Below are 15,716 nucleotides of genomic sequence, written 5' to 3' on the forward strand. Positions count from 1 at the left end.
GTTCAGAGTTCCACGCCCAGCGCTTCGGCGACGGTGAAGATGTCCTTGTCACCGCGGCCGGAGACGTTGACGACGAGCAGCTTGTCCTCGTCCATCTCGGCGGTCAGCTGCGGCAGCGCGGCGAGGGCGTGCGCGCTTTCGAGCGCCGGGATGATGCCTTCCAGTTCGCAGCAGAGCTGGAACGCTTCCAGCGCCTGGGTATCCGTGATCGGCACGTAGTTCACGCGGCCGCTCTCGTGCAGCCAGGAGTGCTCCGGCCCGAGGCCCGGATAGTCGAGACCGGCCGAGATCGAGTGCGCCTCGGTGATCTGGCCGTCCTCGTCCTGGAGCAGGTAGGTCTTGTTGCCGTGCAGGATGCCGGGCTTGCCGCCGGTAAGCGAGGCGGCGTGCTTGTCGGTCTCGATGCCGTGGCCCGCGGCTTCGATGCCGGTCATCGCGACTTCGGGATCGTCGAGGAAGGGGTGGAACAGGCCGATCGCGTTCGATCCGCCGCCCACGGCCGCCACCAGCATGTCGGGCAGGCGGCCTTCCTTCTCCAGCATCTGCTCGCGCGCTTCCTTGCCGATGATCGACTGGAAATCGCGCACCAGTTCCGGATAGGGGTGCGGGCCGGCGGCGGTGCCGATGATGTAGAAGGTGTCGTGGACGTTCGCGACCCAGTAGCGCAGCGCGTCGTTCATCGAGTCCTTGAGGGACTGCGATCCGCTTTCGCAGGAGACGACTTCGGCGCCCAGCAGCTTCATGCGGAACACGTTGGGCTTCTGGCGCTCGATATCCTTGGCGCCCATGAAGATCTTGCAGGGCAGGCCGAAGCGCGCGGCGACGGTGGCCGTGGCGACTCCGTGCTGGCCGGCGCCTGTCTCGGCGATGATCTTCTTCTTGCCCATGCGGATGGCCAGCAGGATCTGGCCGATGCAATTGTTGATCTTGTGCGCGCCGGTGTGGTTCAGCTCTTCGCGCTTGAAGTAGATCTTCGGGCCCTTTCCGGCCGGCGCGAGGCCGCGGAAATGCTCGGTCATGCGCGGGGCGTAGTAGAGCGGGCTGGGGCGGCCGACGAAGTCCTTCATCAGCGCATCGAACTCGGCCCAGAACGCCGGATCCTGCTGTGCCTTGCGGTATTCCTTCTCGAGATCGAGGATCAGCGGCATCAGCGTTTCGGCAACGTAGCGACCGCCGAACTGGCCGAAATGGCCGGTTTCGTCGGGCAGGGAGCGGAAACTGTTCACGGGCGTCGGTGCGGTCATGAAACGGGCGATTGGCAGAGCGCGACCTGCAAGTCCAGCGCCTTGCTTCCTTGGGGTGCGCCAACCCGTTTTCAATTGCAAATCATGCAACAGGCGCACCTGCAATGGCAAGATAATGTCTGTAAGTGGCAGTTTCGTGACGTTTCGGGGCAATTATGAATTATTTCGTTCATCTGGGTGAAAGGTTGGGGGGAGCAGCGGGGCGGCTCCCGGTGAGGGCCGGGACATTCTGGAGTTTAAAAATATGCGTATTGCACTCGTTTCGCTCGCTGCGGTTGCTTCCGTGGCCGCCGCCACCCCCGCTCTCGCCAACGAAGCGCGCGTCGAAGCCCGCACCGGCATCATCTGGGACGGCAGCGACAGCGAAGCAGTTGCAGGCGTCGCAGTCGGCTACGACTACGACCTGGGCAACAAGTTCTTCGTGGGCGTCGAAGGTTCGGCTGACAAGATCCTGACCGACGACACCCGCGTTTCGTGGGGCGTTGGCGGCCGCGCCGGCTTCAAGGTCACCCCGACCACCAAGCTCTACGCCAACTCGACCTGGCAGTCGAAGTTCGCCAAGTACGGCAACAGCGCCGTTGCCGTCGGCGGTGGTCTCGAGCAGTCGCTCAACGACCGCTTCTACGGCAAGGTCGAATACAAGCACCTGCTGGTTGGCGACAACACCCCCGACGCAGACGTCGGCCTGGTTGGCGTTGGCGTAAAGTTCTGATCGGATTTCCGGCCTGACGCAGCTACCGAGTTCGTCAGGCCGGAGCCGGCACAGGGAATTCGCTCTGCAAGGAGCGTAAGCCAGGGAAGGGCGGTCTATGAGGGGCCGCCCTTTCTCTTTGCATGCCCTCCGCGCGTGATCGCGCCGCGCCAGGCCGCGCCGCGATCCGGCAGGTTGCGGTCAGGACGCCTGCAAGGCGCGCGCGAAAGCGGCGATCCGGTCGAGGTCCTTGACGCCCGGTGCGCTCTCGACGCCCGAAGAGGTGTCCACCAGCGGAGCGCCGGTCAGCCGCACGGCCTCTGCGACGTTTTCCGGGTTCAGGCCGCCCGCCAGGCCCCAGGGGATGGGGCCTTTCCAGTTCGCCACGAGATTCCAGTCGAAGCTCAGGCCCATGCCGCCGGGCAGGCTGCCCTTGGGTGTCTTGGCATCGAACAGCACGAGATCCACGGCTCCGGCATAAATGGCGGCCCTGGCCGCATCTTCCGCCGTGGCGACCGAAAGCGCTTTCCACACCGCAATCCCGAACTGCGCGCGAAGCTGCGCTGCGCGGGCGGGACTTTCGCTGCCGTGAAGCTGAAGGGCATCGAGCCGTGCGCTGGCGACGGCTTCGCCGATCGTCGCATCGTCGGCATCGACGAACAGGCCCACCCGGCCGATCCGCCCTTCCGCCCGCTCCGACAGGAGCGCTGCCTGCGCCGGCGTGACGTTGCGCGGACTCCTGGGAAAGAACACGAAGCCGGCATGGGCGGCGCGCGCGCGGATCGCTGCGTCGAGTGCGTCGGGCGTGCTTATCCCGCAGATCTTGATCGCGGCAGTTGGCATGTCGTTTTTCCGGCCTAGATTGCGTCCCGGAACCAAGGGGGACAGGATGAACCGCCAAATGTCGAGACGGGTCGGCCGCTATCTAGTGCCATTTGTCGCCGCCGCAATGCTGGCGGGCTGCGGCGTGAAGGAGTCGTTCAAGGACGCCGAAGCCGAAGTGGCGAAATTCCACCAGGCGATGGACGCCGGAAACCTGCAGCCGATCTGGCGTCAGACCGATCCGGCGCTGCGCAAGGGTCCGGAGCACGACCAGCTCGCCAAGGCGCTGGAAGCCGTGCAGCGCAAGCTCGGCAAAGTGAAGGGGACCAAGCAGGTGGGCTGGAACGCCAATGCCACCACTGGCGGCACCTTCGTCACCCTGACGTACGAGACGCAGTTCGAACGCGGGTCGGGCGTCGAACAGTTCGTCTATCGCAAGAGTGACGAAGGCCAGGTGGCGCTGACCGGCTACAACATCCAGTCGCAGGACATGATGCTCAACTGAGCCGGGCAGGCGCCTCTGCGAATCAGGGCGCCAGTTCGAACTGTACGGTGACGTTGACGTTGGTTTCCAGCTCTCCGGCCGCGACGGGGGGCGCGGAGGCCAGCGAGTCCATCGCCGCCTTTGCGCGGTACATCACCGGGGCGGGCGAATAGCCGCCGCTCTCGCTGATCGAGACGATGCGGGTGACATGCATGCCCGCAGCACCGGCATAGAGTTCGGCGCGGGCACGGGCTTCCTTGATGGCCGCGACGCGCGCCTCGTTCTGCGCGGCATCGGGCTGCGACAGCGAGAAATTGGGGCCGTTGACCTGGTTGGCGCCGGCCTTGACGAGCGCGTCGATCACTTTGCCCATGTCGTCGAGCTTGCGCTGGCGCACGCCCACGGTGTTGCTGGCCTCATAGCCGACGATCTCGCGCGGGCCGTCGACATAGCTGCCGTCGGGCTGGCGCTTGGGCTGGGCGTAGACCGGATTGACGCTGAGATTGCTGGTCTGGATGTCCTTGTCCGCCACGCCCGCGCGCTTCAGCGAGGCGATGACCTGGTTCATCCGCGTGGAATTGCCATTGAGCGCCTCGCTGGCCGTGGCGCCTTGCGTGGTCACCCCGGCCGAGAAGCCGGCCATGTCGGGCGTGCGGGTGGAGGAACCCTGCGCGTTGACGGTCAGCAGGGTATGGCCCGCGGCGATGGCAGGCACGAGGCCCGTGTCCTGGGCCATGGCGGGCACAGCCACGGCCGAGGCCAGCGCGGCAGTCGTTACGGCAAGCAGGTTCAGGGATTTCATGAGGTCGCACTCTCCGTCCAATTGATCGGTTCAACGATCTGGAGGGAGGGAGGTTGCCCGGCGCTGAACCGTGCATTTTGCGCCGTGAAAGGTTTCGAGCAGGAGGTGTGCCGCGCCGGTGGCTTGCGATCCCGGTGTGCAACGGACACGGCCTTGTCTTTCCGTACTTCCGCAGAAGCGGGCTGACGGGCCAAGTCAGTTCTTGTCGGTGTCCGGCTGGGTCAGGTGCGGTGCGGCATTCGACGGGCCGCACCGCTCCTGCATCAGAGCGTCGCTTCGATCGCGATCGCGGCGGCGAGGGGATCTTCGGCGCGGCTGATCGGGCGGCCTATGACGAGCACGCTGGCGCCCGCATCGCGCGCCGCGCGCGGGGTCATGATGCGCTTCTGGTCGCCGTTGCGGCCATCGTCGGGACGAAGGCCGGGGACGACGAAGAAGCCGTCCTTCCATTGCTGGTGGACCGCGCCCACTTCATGGCCCGAGCAGACGATGCCGTCGAGCCCTGCCGAATGGGCCAGGTCCGCCAGGCGAAGCGCCTGCTCGTGCGGTTCCGCGTTCACGCCGATGGCATTGAGGTCGCCGCCGTCCAGGCTGGTCAGTACGGTGACGGCCACGACCTTGCAGTTCTCGCCCGCGGCGGCCTTGGCGTCTTCCATCATGGCACGGCCGCCGGCGGCGTGGATGGTGACGATGGAAGGCTCCAGGACGTGGATCGCCTGCATGGCGCCGGCCACGGTGTTGGGGATGTCGTGCAGCTTGAGGTCGAGGAAGATCGGCAGGCCGAGCTTGTGCAGCTCGTGAACGCCATGATGACCGTGCGCGCAGAAGAATTCGAGACCCAGCTTGATCCCGCCGATATGCCCGGCGACCTTTCGCGCCAGCGCCTCGGCGGCGTCGAGGTGGGGCAGGTCGAGGGCGAGGTAGACGGGATTGCTGTTCATGATCTCAGAGTTCCGGAGAGGATTTGGAAGGTGAGGTGGGCTCGGGCGTGAAAAGATGCGCGCCCTGTGCCGATTCCGGGACGGCCGGAACCGTGGAAGGCACGCTGTTGGCCCGAAGGGAGTTTTCGAGGCTGGCGATGCGGCGCTGGAGGCGCCAGCGCACGGCGCGCAGGTACAGCCAGACGGGGGCCATCCCCAGCACGAAGAAGACGAGTGCGACAACGCCGACCGGCCATTCGAAATGGACGTAGTTGGCATCGTCCAGCGGCCAGAAGTTCACCGGCACCCTGGTCCAGTTCATGGCGATGAAAGCGACCAGGATCGCGGTGATCGCGATCCACAGCACCGTGCGGACTATGTTCATGTTCCCTCCGGCAATTCGTGCACCAAGACCTTTCGCAATCGCGCTGGATGCTTAAGCGCGATTGCGAGGCATGGGAAGTGTCGGCTGGAAGCTTAGTTCCCGAAAACGCGCGCGAAGATCGTGTCTACGTGCTTGAAGTGATAGTCGAGGTTGAACTTGTCCTCGATCACTTCGACCGGAAGCGCGGCGGTGACTTCGTCATCGGCCTTGAGCAGTTCGAGCAGCGAGAGCTGGCCGTCCGATTCCCACACCTTCATCGCGTTGCGCTGCACCAGGCGGTACGACTGGTCGCGGCTGAGGCCGGCCTGGGTGAGGGCGAGAAGCACGCGCTGCGAGTGGACGAGGCCGCCCATGCGGTCGAGGTTCTTCTGCATGCGCTCGGGATAGACGAGCAGCTTGTCGATCACGCCGGTGAGGCGCGCCAGTGCGAAGTCGAGGGTGATCGTCGCGTCGGGGCCGATGAAGCGCTCGACCGAAGAGTGCGAAATGTCGCGCTCGTGCCAGAGCGCCACGTTTTCCATGGCCGGAACCACGGCCGAACGCACGACGCGGGACAGGCCGGTGAGGTTCTCGGTCAGCACCGGGTTGCGCTTGTGCGGCATGGCCGACGAGCCCTTCTGGCCGGGCGAGAAGTATTCCTCGGCTTCCAGAACTTCGGTGCGCTGAAGGTGGCGCACTTCGATGGAAAGGCGTTCGATCGAGCTTGCGATCACGCCCAGCACCGCGAAGAACATGGCGTGGCGGTCGCGCGGGATGACCTGGGTGGAGACCGGCTCGACCGCGAGGCCGAGCTTGTCGGCAACATAGTCTTCGACGGCGGGATCGACATTGGCGAACGTACCGACGGCGCCCGAGATCGCGCAAGTGGCGACTTCCTCGCGGGCGGCGATCAGGCGCGTCTTGCAGCGCGCGAATTCGGCATAGGCTTCGGCCATCTTGAGGCCGAACGTCACCGGCTCGGCGTGGATGCCGTGGCTGCGGCCGATGGTGGGGGTATACTTGTGCTCTTCGGCGCGGCGCTTGATCGCGGCGAGCAGGGCGTCGAGGTCCGCCAGCAGGATGTCGGCGGCCTTGACCAGCTGCACGTTCAGCGTGGTGTCGAGCACGTCGGAGCTGGTCATGCCCTGGTGCATGAAGCGGGCTTCAGGGCCGACCTGCTGGGCAACCCAGTCGAGGAAGGCGATGACGTCGTGCTTGGTCACGGCCTCGATGGCGTCGATGGCGGCAACGTCGATCACGGGATTGGTGGCCCACCAGTCCCACAGCGCCTTGCCGGCGCTTTCCGGCACGGTGCCCATCTCGCCCATTTTCACGGCGGCGTGGGCTTCGATCTCGAACCAGATGCGATAGCGGGCTTCGGGTTCCCAGATCGCGGTCATTGCGGGGCGGGCGTAACGGGGGACCATGTTCGACTCCTTGAGTGACCTGACTCGACCCGGCGCTGACCCGGCCTCATGGCGGTGCCGCTACGGCGGGCTTGCGACAAAGGCAAGGGTGCGCGGCCGGGAAAGGCCGAAAGAATCCGCCGGGCCGGACGGCGAAGCTGGCGGAATTCGGGGCGTTGCGGGAACCAGGGAGGCAATACTGCGAACGGTACCGCCGCTTGCACGAATCGAAAGCCGGCAAGGCGAAGCGGCATCCCGCAGACGATAAGTTTGGCGGCGGAGCGATTGTAGAACCACGGTTTTCCGATTTCTCAGGAGCCATCCGATCCGTCAGGCGCTATGGTCGCATCGGTTTCATGCGGCACCCTGTCGATCACGAAAGGACCAGCGATGCCTCGCGCGCTCTCGACGATTTTTGCCGCGGCCTGTTTCTTCGGCGCCGGCATCGGCGCGGGCCATGCCCAGGACGCCGCCGACCCGAAAGCCGTGCCCTCGGCGCTGGCCGCGCCGGTCCTGAGCACCCAGGACATCAAGCTGGAGGAATTCGGCGCCAATCTCGAACGCTTTCCCTATCCCTGGAAAGTCGAGACCATGGAGCTGAATCTGGGCGCCGAAGAAGCCGCCATGGCCTATATGGACGTGCAGCCCGACAAGGCCAACGGCCACGCCGTGGTCCTCCTGCACGGCAAGAATTTCTGCGGCGCGACCTGGGAAGACACCGCGCGAACGCTGCTGGCGGCGGGATACCGGGTGCTGATCCCCGACCAGCTCGGTTTCTGCAAGTCCTCCAAGCCGGCCTCCGCGCAATACAGTTTCGCGATGATGGCGAACACCACGCACCGGCTCATGGAGAAAGTGGGCCTGGAAAAGGCCATCGTGCTGGGGCACTCGACCGGCGGCATGCTGGGGATGCGCTTTGCCCTGATGTACCCGCAGGCGGTGGAGCGGCTGGTGCTGGTCAATCCGCTGGGCCTCGTCGACCGCATGGCGGAAGGCGTGCCTTACGCACCGCTGGACAAGCTCTTGGCCAGCGAGCGCGCCAAGGGCTATGCCGAAATGCGCCAGTATCAGCTCGACACGTATTATCATGGCGACTGGAACCCGCGCTATGATCGGTGGGTGAAGATGCTGGCGGGGCAATATGCCACGCCTGACCAGGATGCGGCGGAACTGGCGCAGGCCAAGACCTCCGAGATGATCCTGACCCAGCCGGTGAGCCACGAGTTCGGTCGTCTCGGCGTTCCCGTGACGCTGATGATCGGCATGCGTGACACGACGGTCTTCGGCAAGGGTCAGGCCCCGGCCGAGATCAAGGCCAAGCTGAAACCCATCCCGCAGATCGCGGCACAGGCGGCGGCGGCCATGCCTTCCGCGCGGATCGTCGAATTCCCCGACTACGGGCATTCTCCGCAGGTAGAAGCGCCGGACGTGTTCGGGGCCAGGCTGCTGGAGATCCTGTCTTCGCCGGCACCCTGAAGAAGAGCTGGCGCGAAGGTCCTATCGGGGATTCGGAGCCAGCGCGCCGGGGATCGTCCGGCAGCCCGGCGCGCGGGTCTCGGAAGCCTTCCAGCGCAGTTCGTAAGTGACCAGGAAGGCGTCATGGTCGGACAGCTGCGGGCTGTCCGGACGCCCGTCGAACAGGGCCTGCACCCGGATGGGGCGGATCTCCACGGCTTGTCCGTTCCAGTAGAACTGCAGGTCCTGCGTATCCATCCAGGGTTCGTCCCCGTCCCACGACATCTGCACATCGCAGCCCGAGCCAGGGTGCGAGCAGGTGCGGTGCACGAGGTTCAGCGACTGATAGCGCGAGAAATTCTCCCAGCGCGGTTCGGAGTGGCGCATGTTGAAGTCGCCGCCGAAGATCACCGGCGTCGCATCGTCATGGGTGCGGTCGATGAATTCCGAGGCTTCCAGGGCCTGCCGGTCGTGCGCGGCCAGGTTGCGCGCCGCGGGCGCGCCGGAAGCGCCGCGCGAGTTCATGTGCGTGTCGTAGACGTCGATCAGGGTGGGCACGCCCGGCACGTCGATCCTTGCGAGCGCGATGCCCTTGTTCGACAGGCAGTCGAACCCGGCGCAAGACTTGCGACCATAGGCCCGGCGCTCGGTATCGACGATCGCGTAGCGCGAGGCGATGGCAAGGCCGCTGCCGAAGACGTGGATGCCGATCTCGCCGCGCTTGAGGCTGGAATTGCCGGGCAGCCGTTCCTTGGTGGAACCGCGTGCGCGGGTGGTCCGGCGCGGGCCGGAATCGAGCGCGGGATAGCCGGCAGAGGCCACTGCGCGCTTGGCGGCGTCGCTGAACATCTCCTGGAACAGCACCACGTCGGGCGCGGTGCCGGCGGCGCGCATCCTGGCCAGATGCCTGCCGATCTCCTCAAGCGAAGGCTTGCGCCCGCTGCGCGCGGGCCAGGACAGCCCTTCGATATTGAAAGTGAGCACCGAGAGCGTGGTGGTGGCGCTCCGTCCATCGGCGGACAGGACGACGCGGGGCTGCTGCGTGGCCGTGCAAGCCACTTGCGCCACGGGGGGTGCCATCGTGTTGCAGCCGCTCGCCAGCAGCGCCGCGCAAAAGGGCAGGGCGCGCAGCAGAACCGGACATTGAAGCGTCATGCGGTTGGATAATCCCTGTCGCAATCGATCGCCGAACCGCCGGAGACCGGCCCAACTTATGCAAAAGGCGCCAGTAAGTCCATGATGCGGCGACGATCGGCGGGCGCGGGATTGCCCGGGGCCCTTGCCTAGTTCGGGCCTTGCGAGAGCACCGGCGACCAGTCGAAATCGATACGGACTTCGCCCGAGGCCGAACCGTCCGGGTGGAAGCTGCGCTCCACGATCATGCCGGCGCCGGTGCGGTTCACGGCGATGACCGTGGAGCAGCGGGTGCCGTAGAGCGGATCGCGGATGAAGACCGGGGCGAAGCGCGGCTCGGGGCCGTTTTCGGCATGGCCGGGGGCCATGCCCGGGGTCTCCGCCTGCAAGGCGCCGAGCAGGGGGGAGGGATCGGCTTGCCCGTCTGCCAGCCATGCGGAAACCGCCTGCGCCACTTGCAGGGTCTTGGGCCAGGGCCGGTCGAAGCCGCCATTGGACAGACCATGAATGCCGGGGGCGAGAGGCCGCGATTCGCGCTGCGGATAATTGGTCAGGAACCGGGCATTGGTGCCGTTCACTTCGACGAGATTGAACGGGTTCATCGTCTCGACGGGTTCCGGCTCGCGGTCTTCCAGCAGGTCGGTGACGAGTTTGCCGCGCGAAGGACGGCCCGGAACCGAGCCTTCCGGCACTCGGTAATTGGTGACGAGCACCATGCGCGCCGATGGCGTCACGCCCAGCCATGTCCCGCCGCCCAGCAAGTCGGCACCGGCCAGGATTCCGCTGCCGTCCTGCCAGGGCGAAAGCGGCGCCGAGGGGCGTGCGTGGAATTCGTCGCGATTGCCGGCGACCACGAGCGGCCAGTCCGGATGGGCCTGCCAAGCGACGGCGGCGACACACATTTCAGATCAGGCCCTTGGCGCGCAGGCTGACATGGCCTTCGCGGCCGATGATGACATGATCGTGCACCGAGACCCCCAGCAGCCTTCCGGCTTCGGCGATGCGGTTGGTGACTTCGATGTCCGCGCGGCTGGGTTGGGGGGAACCCGAGGGATGATTATGCACGAGGATGAGGGCGGTGGCGCCGATGTCCAGCGCGCGGCGAATCACTTCGCGCGGGTGAATCGCCGCTTCGTCGATCGAGCCGTCGCCCACCAGGTCGTCGAGGATCAGCATGTTCTTGGCATTGAGATAAAGCACGCGAACGCGTTCCAGCGTCAGGTGCGCCATGTCGATCGTCAGATAGTCGATCAGCGCCTGCCACGAGCCGATAACCGGCTTCTCGCGCACTGTCTGCCGCGCGAGGCGGGTGGCCGCCACGGTCACCACGCGCAGCGCGGCCACGCTGGCCTCACCCATGCCCGGATGGCCGCCCAACGTGCGCGGATCGGCCTGAAGCACGGCCGCGAGCGAGCCGAAGCGATGGATCAGGCTGCGGGCCAGAGGCTTCATGTCGCGGCGGGGAACGGCCTGCATCAGCAGGAGTTCTATCACCTCGTGATCGCCCAAAGCTTCCGCCCCGCCTTCGACCAACCGCTTTCTCAGCCTTGCGCGGTGACCGCTGGGGTCGTTCCCGGCATCGGGGCCGACCGCCGCGACGACGGACGCGGAATCGCGGCCCGCCGGGGCTACAGGTTCATCGAAGAGACGGTCTTGCTCGGGCATAACGCGTACAGACAATTGCCTTTCCCGGAAGGCAAGCGCAAGTGATGGACCGGATGTCGCAGCAGCAGGACCAACCTACCGTACCGGCGGATTTGCCGCAGCCGGCCCGTCGCCTCGGGCGGCGCGTGGCGGCGCTGGGCATGCTGGCCGTGGTGGGGGCAGGACTTGCGGGCGCCTGGGCCTGGCGCAAGGACATCGCCGACGACATCATTGCCGACCAGCTGCACAAGCTCGGCCTGCCGGCCACTTACCGGATCGTTCGCATCGGCCCTTCGGAGCAGGTGATTCGCAATCTCGTGATCGGCGATCCGAAGCATCCGGACCTCACGATCGAGGAACTGCGCGTCGCCACCCGGCTGACCTGGGGCTGGCCGGGCATCGGCCGGATCACCGTCGTTCGCCCGCGTCTGTTCGGTGCGCTCCATCAGGGCAAGCTGAGCCTGGGCGCGCTCGACAAGGCGCTGGCAAGCGGCGGCGGTGACAAGGACCACCCTTTGCCCGACCTCGACGTGGCCGTGGTGGACGGGCGCGCGCTGATCGAAAGCGACTATGGCCGCCTGGCCGCGAAATTGACCGGCGCGGGCGGACTGCGCGGCGGTTTCGGCGGCGAATTGGCGGTGGTGTCCCCCCGCCTCGCGGTCGAGGGCTGCGAGACCGGGCGCGCCACGCTTTACGGCAAGCTGTCCATCTCCGGCGAGCGTCCGCGCTTCAAGGGGCCGCTGCGAACCGGCGGCGTGACCTGCCGCGCGCGCGACTTGCAACTCGCCGCCAGCGGGATGCAGCTCGATGTCGTGCTCGACCGGCGGCTGGACGGTGGGGAGGGCCGCCTCGGCCTTGAAGGCGGCGCCCTGCGGATGGCGGGAAATCGCCTCGCCGCGCTCACCGGATCGGGCCGCTTCACATATCGGGGCGAGGCACTCAACGCGAATTTCAAGGCCGCCGCGCGCGATGTCGCCACTGCGCAGGCGCGAATCGGAGAGCTGGGATTCGATGGCCGGATGCGTTCCAGCCACGGTCTCGCCCGCTTCGATCTGGAGGGTGACATTGGCGGCAAGCGGCTGGCGATCGGCGAATCGGTCGATTCGCTGCTCGCCAAGGCAGTCCAGTCCGGGGAGGGCACGCTGGCCGCGCCACTGGCCCGGCAATTCCGCACCGCCCTGGCACGCGAAACCCGCGCCAGCACGCTCTCCGCCAACCTGGTGCTGCGCCGTGGGCAGGATGGCCTGACCCTGGTGGTGCCGCGCGGCAACCTGCACGGCACCAGCGGTGCCTCGCTGCTGACGCTCTCACGCGTGCAGGCGCAGTTCGGCGCCGAGACCGACAGCGGCCGCCGCCCGGTCGTGACCGGCAATTTCGCGAGCGGCGGGCAGGGCCTGCCGCAGATCTCCGGGCGCATGGAAAGCGATGCGCGCGGACGCCTCGCGCTGCAGGTGGCCATGCCCGAATATGCCGCCGGCGATTCGCGCCTGGCCATGCCGCACCTCGCGCTCACCCAATCGCCCGACGGCGCCATGCGCTTTGCCGGCGAGGCGCGGCTCTCCGGCGCCCTGCCGGGCGGCGCCGCGAAAGGTCTCGTCCTGCCCATCGACGGGCGCTGGGGCGCCGACGGCGCGCTGGCGGTCTGGAACGCCTGCACGAAAATCGGTTTCGACAGCCTCGCCTTTGCGAACCTGACGCTGGAGCGGCGCAGCCTGCAAGTCTGCCCCGCGCCCGGCGGCGCGATCCTGCGCAACCGGGGCAGCGGGCTCGACATTGCGCTAGGCGTCCCAAATCTCGACGTGTCGGGCCGGCTCGGCCAGACGCCGATCCGGATCGCCAGCGGGCCGCTGGGCTATGCGCAGCTGGCGGGTCGGCCCGGCGCGCTGACCGCCAAGGGCATCGATGTCGCTCTCGGTCCTGCAGATGCGCCGTCGCGTTTCAAGCTCGCCCGCCTCGATGCGCAAGTGGGCAAGGATATCGGCGGCACTTTCGACGAAGCGGACATCGGGCTCGCGGCCGTTCCGCTCGATCTGCGGCAGACCGCGGGCAACTGGCGCTATGCCGGGGGTATCCTCGCGATCGACCAGGCACGCTTCACTCTGGTGGACCGCCAGGCGGTGCCGCGCTTCCAGCCGCTGATCGCCCGTGACGGCAGCCTGCGGCTGGAAAAGAATGTCATCACCGCGCAGGCCGTCATGCGTGAGCCCAGCAGCGACCACGAGGTGGTTCGCGCCGACATTGTCCACGACCTCGGCAAGACCAGCGGCCATGCCGATCTGAGCGTGGCTGGCATCACTTTCGACAAGGACCTTCAGGCCGAAGCGCTCTCTCCGCTGCTGCTCGGCATCGTTTCGGACTTGCGCGGTTCGCTCCATGGCACGGGTCGGATTGACTGGAACGAGCGCGGCGTTACCAGCACCGGCCGGTTCTCCTCGGACGGCCTGGACTTCGCCGCCGCCTTCGGCCCGGTGAAGGGCCTCAGCGGCGACGTGGTTTTCAGCGACCTGCTCGGTTTCGTCACCGCGCCGGACCAGCAGCTCAGGATCGCCTCGGTCAACCCGGGCATCGAAGTCAATGACGGTGTCGTCGGCTTCCAGATGGAGCCGGGCTATCTGCTGCGGATCAACGGCGCCAAGTGGCCTTTCATGTCGGGCACGCTCACGCTCGATCCGGCGACGATGCGAATCGGTGCCTCCGAGACGCGGCACTACAAGCTCAACGTCCGCGGCCTCGACGCCGCGACGTTCGTGCAGCATCTCGAACTGACGAATATCAACGCCAGCGGCGTCTTCGACGGCGAAGTGCCGATCGTCTTCGACGAGCAGGGTGGCCGCATCGTCGACGGCTACCTGGCCTCGCGCGATCCGGGCGGCAATGTCAGTTATCTCGGCGCGCTGACCTACAAGGACCTGTCGGCCATGGGCAACTTCGCCTTCGGCGCGCTCAAGTCGGTCGACTACAAGCACATGGAGATCGGCCTGAACGGCTCGATCTCGGGTGACATCCTGACGCGCATCGCTTTCGACGGGCTCAGCCAGGGCTCGTCTGCAGACAAGAATTTCCTCACGCGGCAGGTGGCGAAGCTGCCGATCCGGTTCATCGTCAAGATCAAGGCGCCGTTCTTCAGCCTCTTCGGCTCGATGCGCTCGCTTTACGATCCGACCTACCTGACCGATCCACGCACCCTGGGAATCCCCAACCAGCTTCCGGTGCAGGGCCAGCTCTCGAACGACCCGAACTCGATTCGTCCCGCGCCAGCCACCATTCAGCCTCCAGTCAGCGAGAATAATCCATGAAGGCCCTGGAATTGACCGGAAGCACTCCGGCTGCGACAAGCCCGGCGATGATGAGTCCGGTACGATATTTCGCGCAGCAGCTTGCTTCCCGGTCCGGCCGGCGCGCCGCATGCGCCGTGATGATGATGATGGGCCTGGGATCGGCCCTTGCCGGCTGCGTCAACGTGACGGCGCCCGACAAGCCGATCGTGATAGAGCTCAACATCAACATCAGGCAGGAAGTGATCTATCGTCTCTCCCAGGATGCGGAGAACACGATCAAGGAAAACGAAGGCGTATTCTGATGAGCAAGACCGTTTTCAGCAGACCCGTCGGCCTGATCGGCGCAATGGCCCTGGCTCTTGGCGGCGGCAGCATGGCGCTGGCGCAGGAAGGCCGCGATCCCGCATATGCGGCAGCGCGCTCTGCGGGCCAGGTCGGTGAGCAGAAGGACGGCTATCTGGGCGTCATCGGCGGCCAGTCCGCCGCGGTCCAGGCGATGGTACGCGACCTGAACAACAAGCGCCGCGCCATCTACACGGAAAAGGCGGCGGGCAAGAGCACCATCGAGGAATATGCCTTCGCCACCGCGTGCCGTCTGATCTCGCAGACCCAGCCTGGCGAGAAGTACCAGGCGCCCGACGGATCGTGGAAAACCCGCGGCGCCGGAGCGCCCGAGCGCGACGCCCGCTGCCCGTGATCGGCGGCGCCTGCGCGGCCTCCGAATGGCGCCGGGCGAAAGCGAGCATGGCCGAAGGCCCAAAAGCAGAACCCGACAGGGCGGTTGGACATCCAGCCGCCCTTTTTCGTGTGTCTCTTTCACGACGGCGCTGCGACGCTGAACCGACAAGTCGCCGCGCCGCTTGACCGGGGCGGGACGCGGCTGTGGTTTTTGCGAGGAATTTCTTCGGTATCGTCCTTGCGGTATTGCCGGCCCAGCCCCATTTTCCAGCCCTGTTCGGCACTTGGGCATACGGGTATCCGTGTGAACAACTGTTGCCGTGCGCGTCCCGCCATGGTTGACTCGGGAATAGCCCCACCCTAAGGGGTCGGCGCCCTCGGCGGGCAGCCGTTGAACGCGTCATCCTTTCCTGGAGGAGGAACCTGACATGAACGACGAGCCGTCCGCACGGGAACCTGTTGGCGAAGATGCGCGCCTCGATACGCTGGACGATCGGCTGAAAGCCCTTCGTGAGCGCGAGGTGAAGCGTCAAAAGCCGGTCGCGGGTGCGGAAACGGACGATGCCTATCGTGCCGGAAACCGCGTCCTGGCCGACTTGCTCGGCGGGGTTGCCGGTGGTCTGTTCCTTGGTTGGGTGATCGATCACTTCGCCGGAACATCGCCCTGGGGTCTGATGGTGATGATGTTCGCAGGAATATTCGTCGCCTTCAGGAATATTATCAGGAATTCGAACCGGCGCCCGGATTGACCCAAGGGGGGTGAGTAAGGGCGCTGTCGTTCATTGGCGACAGGG

The 15,716-nt window shown here is 66.3% G+C and carries 16 protein-coding genes; 7 read left to right on the forward strand and 9 right to left on the reverse strand.

The annotated features are described in order from the left end of the window. Positions 1–2: 2 nt before the first annotated feature. Complete coding sequence (gene trpB / locus AB4Z00_RS22555) at positions 3–1,244, reverse strand: tryptophan synthase subunit beta (RefSeq protein WP_132263702.1); 1,242 nt, start codon at positions 1,242–1,244, stop codon at positions 3–5. Positions 1,245–1,488: 244 nt separating this feature from the next. Between trpB and AB4Z00_RS22560 the strand changes: the two genes are divergently transcribed. Continuing rightward, entirely contained in the window at positions 1,489–1,956 is a 468-nt protein-coding gene (locus tag AB4Z00_RS22560; RefSeq protein WP_132263700.1) for an outer membrane protein, read from the forward strand. A gap of 180 nt (positions 1,957–2,136) precedes the next feature. On the opposite strand, the gene AB4Z00_RS22565 is transcribed toward AB4Z00_RS22560, so the two are convergent. Further along, positions 2,137–2,778 (reverse strand): phosphoribosylanthranilate isomerase, encoded by a 642-nt coding sequence (locus tag AB4Z00_RS22565; RefSeq protein WP_314464478.1) that lies wholly within the window; start codon positions 2,776–2,778, stop codon positions 2,137–2,139. Positions 2,779–2,836: 58 nt separating this feature from the next. Here AB4Z00_RS22565 and AB4Z00_RS22570 point away from each other — a divergent pair, with 58 nt between their 5' ends. After that, positions 2,837–3,262 carry a DUF4019 domain-containing protein gene (locus AB4Z00_RS22570; protein ID WP_442047334.1) on the forward strand — a complete coding sequence of 142 codons (426 nt, stop codon included), beginning with the start codon at positions 2,837–2,839 and terminating at the stop codon, positions 3,260–3,262. Positions 3,263–3,284: 22 nt separating this feature from the next. On the opposite strand, the gene AB4Z00_RS22575 is transcribed toward AB4Z00_RS22570, so the two are convergent. From AB4Z00_RS22575 to purB, 4 genes are all read right to left on the reverse strand, one after another. Beyond that, positions 3,285–4,043, reverse strand: a complete 759-nt coding sequence (locus tag AB4Z00_RS22575) for an SIMPL domain-containing protein (RefSeq protein ID WP_442047335.1) — start codon at positions 4,041–4,043, stop codon at positions 3,285–3,287. A gap of 263 nt (positions 4,044–4,306) precedes the next feature. Next, positions 4,307–4,984, reverse strand: coding sequence for an orotidine-5'-phosphate decarboxylase (pyrF, locus tag AB4Z00_RS22580; RefSeq protein ID WP_442047336.1), 678 nt, complete (start codon positions 4,982–4,984; stop codon positions 4,307–4,309). 4 nt (positions 4,985–4,988) lie between these two features. Beyond that, positions 4,989–5,348, reverse strand: a complete 360-nt coding sequence (locus AB4Z00_RS22585) for a lipopolysaccharide assembly protein LapA domain-containing protein (RefSeq protein ID WP_134095375.1) — start codon at positions 5,346–5,348, stop codon at positions 4,989–4,991. A 92-nt stretch (positions 5,349–5,440) separates the two neighbouring features. After that, entirely contained in the window at positions 5,441–6,754 is a 1,314-nt protein-coding gene (gene purB, locus AB4Z00_RS22590; RefSeq protein ID WP_134095376.1) for an adenylosuccinate lyase, read from the reverse strand. Between the two features lie 369 nt (positions 6,755–7,123). Between purB and AB4Z00_RS22595 the strand changes: the two genes are divergently transcribed. Further along, positions 7,124–8,209 carry an alpha/beta fold hydrolase gene (locus AB4Z00_RS22595; protein WP_442047337.1) on the forward strand — a complete coding sequence of 362 codons (1,086 nt, stop codon included), beginning with the start codon at positions 7,124–7,126 and terminating at the stop codon, positions 8,207–8,209. Between the two features lie 21 nt (positions 8,210–8,230). Here the strand turns inward: AB4Z00_RS22595 and AB4Z00_RS22600 are convergent, their stop codons facing one another. The 3 genes from AB4Z00_RS22600 to radC all read right to left on the reverse strand — a co-directional run bounded on the left by AB4Z00_RS22600 (position 8,231) and on the right by radC (position 10,987). After that, a complete protein-coding gene (locus AB4Z00_RS22600; RefSeq protein WP_442047338.1) occupies positions 8,231–9,343 on the reverse strand; it encodes an endonuclease/exonuclease/phosphatase family protein in 1,113 nt (370 codons plus the stop codon). A 128-nt stretch (positions 9,344–9,471) separates the two neighbouring features. Next, positions 9,472–10,224 (reverse strand): NRDE family protein, encoded by a 753-nt coding sequence (locus AB4Z00_RS22605; RefSeq protein WP_442047339.1) that lies wholly within the window; start codon positions 10,222–10,224, stop codon positions 9,472–9,474. 1 nt (position 10,225) lies between these two features. After that, positions 10,226–10,987, reverse strand: coding sequence for a RadC family protein (gene radC, locus AB4Z00_RS22610; protein ID WP_442047366.1), 762 nt, complete (start codon positions 10,985–10,987; stop codon positions 10,226–10,228). Positions 10,988–11,031: 44 nt separating this feature from the next. Between radC and AB4Z00_RS22615 the strand changes: the two genes are divergently transcribed. From AB4Z00_RS22615 to AB4Z00_RS22630, 4 genes are all read left to right on the forward strand, one after another. Continuing rightward, positions 11,032–14,262 carry an intermembrane phospholipid transport protein YdbH family protein gene (locus tag AB4Z00_RS22615; RefSeq protein ID WP_442047367.1) on the forward strand — a complete coding sequence of 1,077 codons (3,231 nt, stop codon included), beginning with the start codon at positions 11,032–11,034 and terminating at the stop codon, positions 14,260–14,262. Beyond that, positions 14,259–14,546: a YnbE family lipoprotein gene (locus tag AB4Z00_RS22620; protein WP_442047340.1), complete on the forward strand. Its 288-nt coding sequence runs from the start codon at positions 14,259–14,261 to the stop codon at positions 14,544–14,546. The genes AB4Z00_RS22615 and AB4Z00_RS22620 overlap by 4 nt, the downstream gene beginning before the upstream one ends. Next, positions 14,546–14,941: a YdbL family protein gene (locus tag AB4Z00_RS22625; RefSeq protein WP_431566726.1), complete on the forward strand. Its 396-nt coding sequence runs from the start codon at positions 14,546–14,548 to the stop codon at positions 14,939–14,941. Before AB4Z00_RS22620 ends, AB4Z00_RS22625 begins: the two co-directional genes overlap by 1 nt. A gap of 409 nt (positions 14,942–15,350) precedes the next feature. Further along, positions 15,351–15,671: an AtpZ/AtpI family protein gene (locus AB4Z00_RS22630; protein ID WP_134095383.1), complete on the forward strand. Its 321-nt coding sequence runs from the start codon at positions 15,351–15,353 to the stop codon at positions 15,669–15,671. Positions 15,672–15,716: the final 45 nt, after the last annotated feature.

Origin of the sequence: Novosphingobium sp. YAF33 (assembly GCF_052113265.1) — a bacterium.
Classification (GTDB): domain Bacteria; phylum Pseudomonadota; class Alphaproteobacteria; order Sphingomonadales; family Sphingomonadaceae; genus Novosphingobium.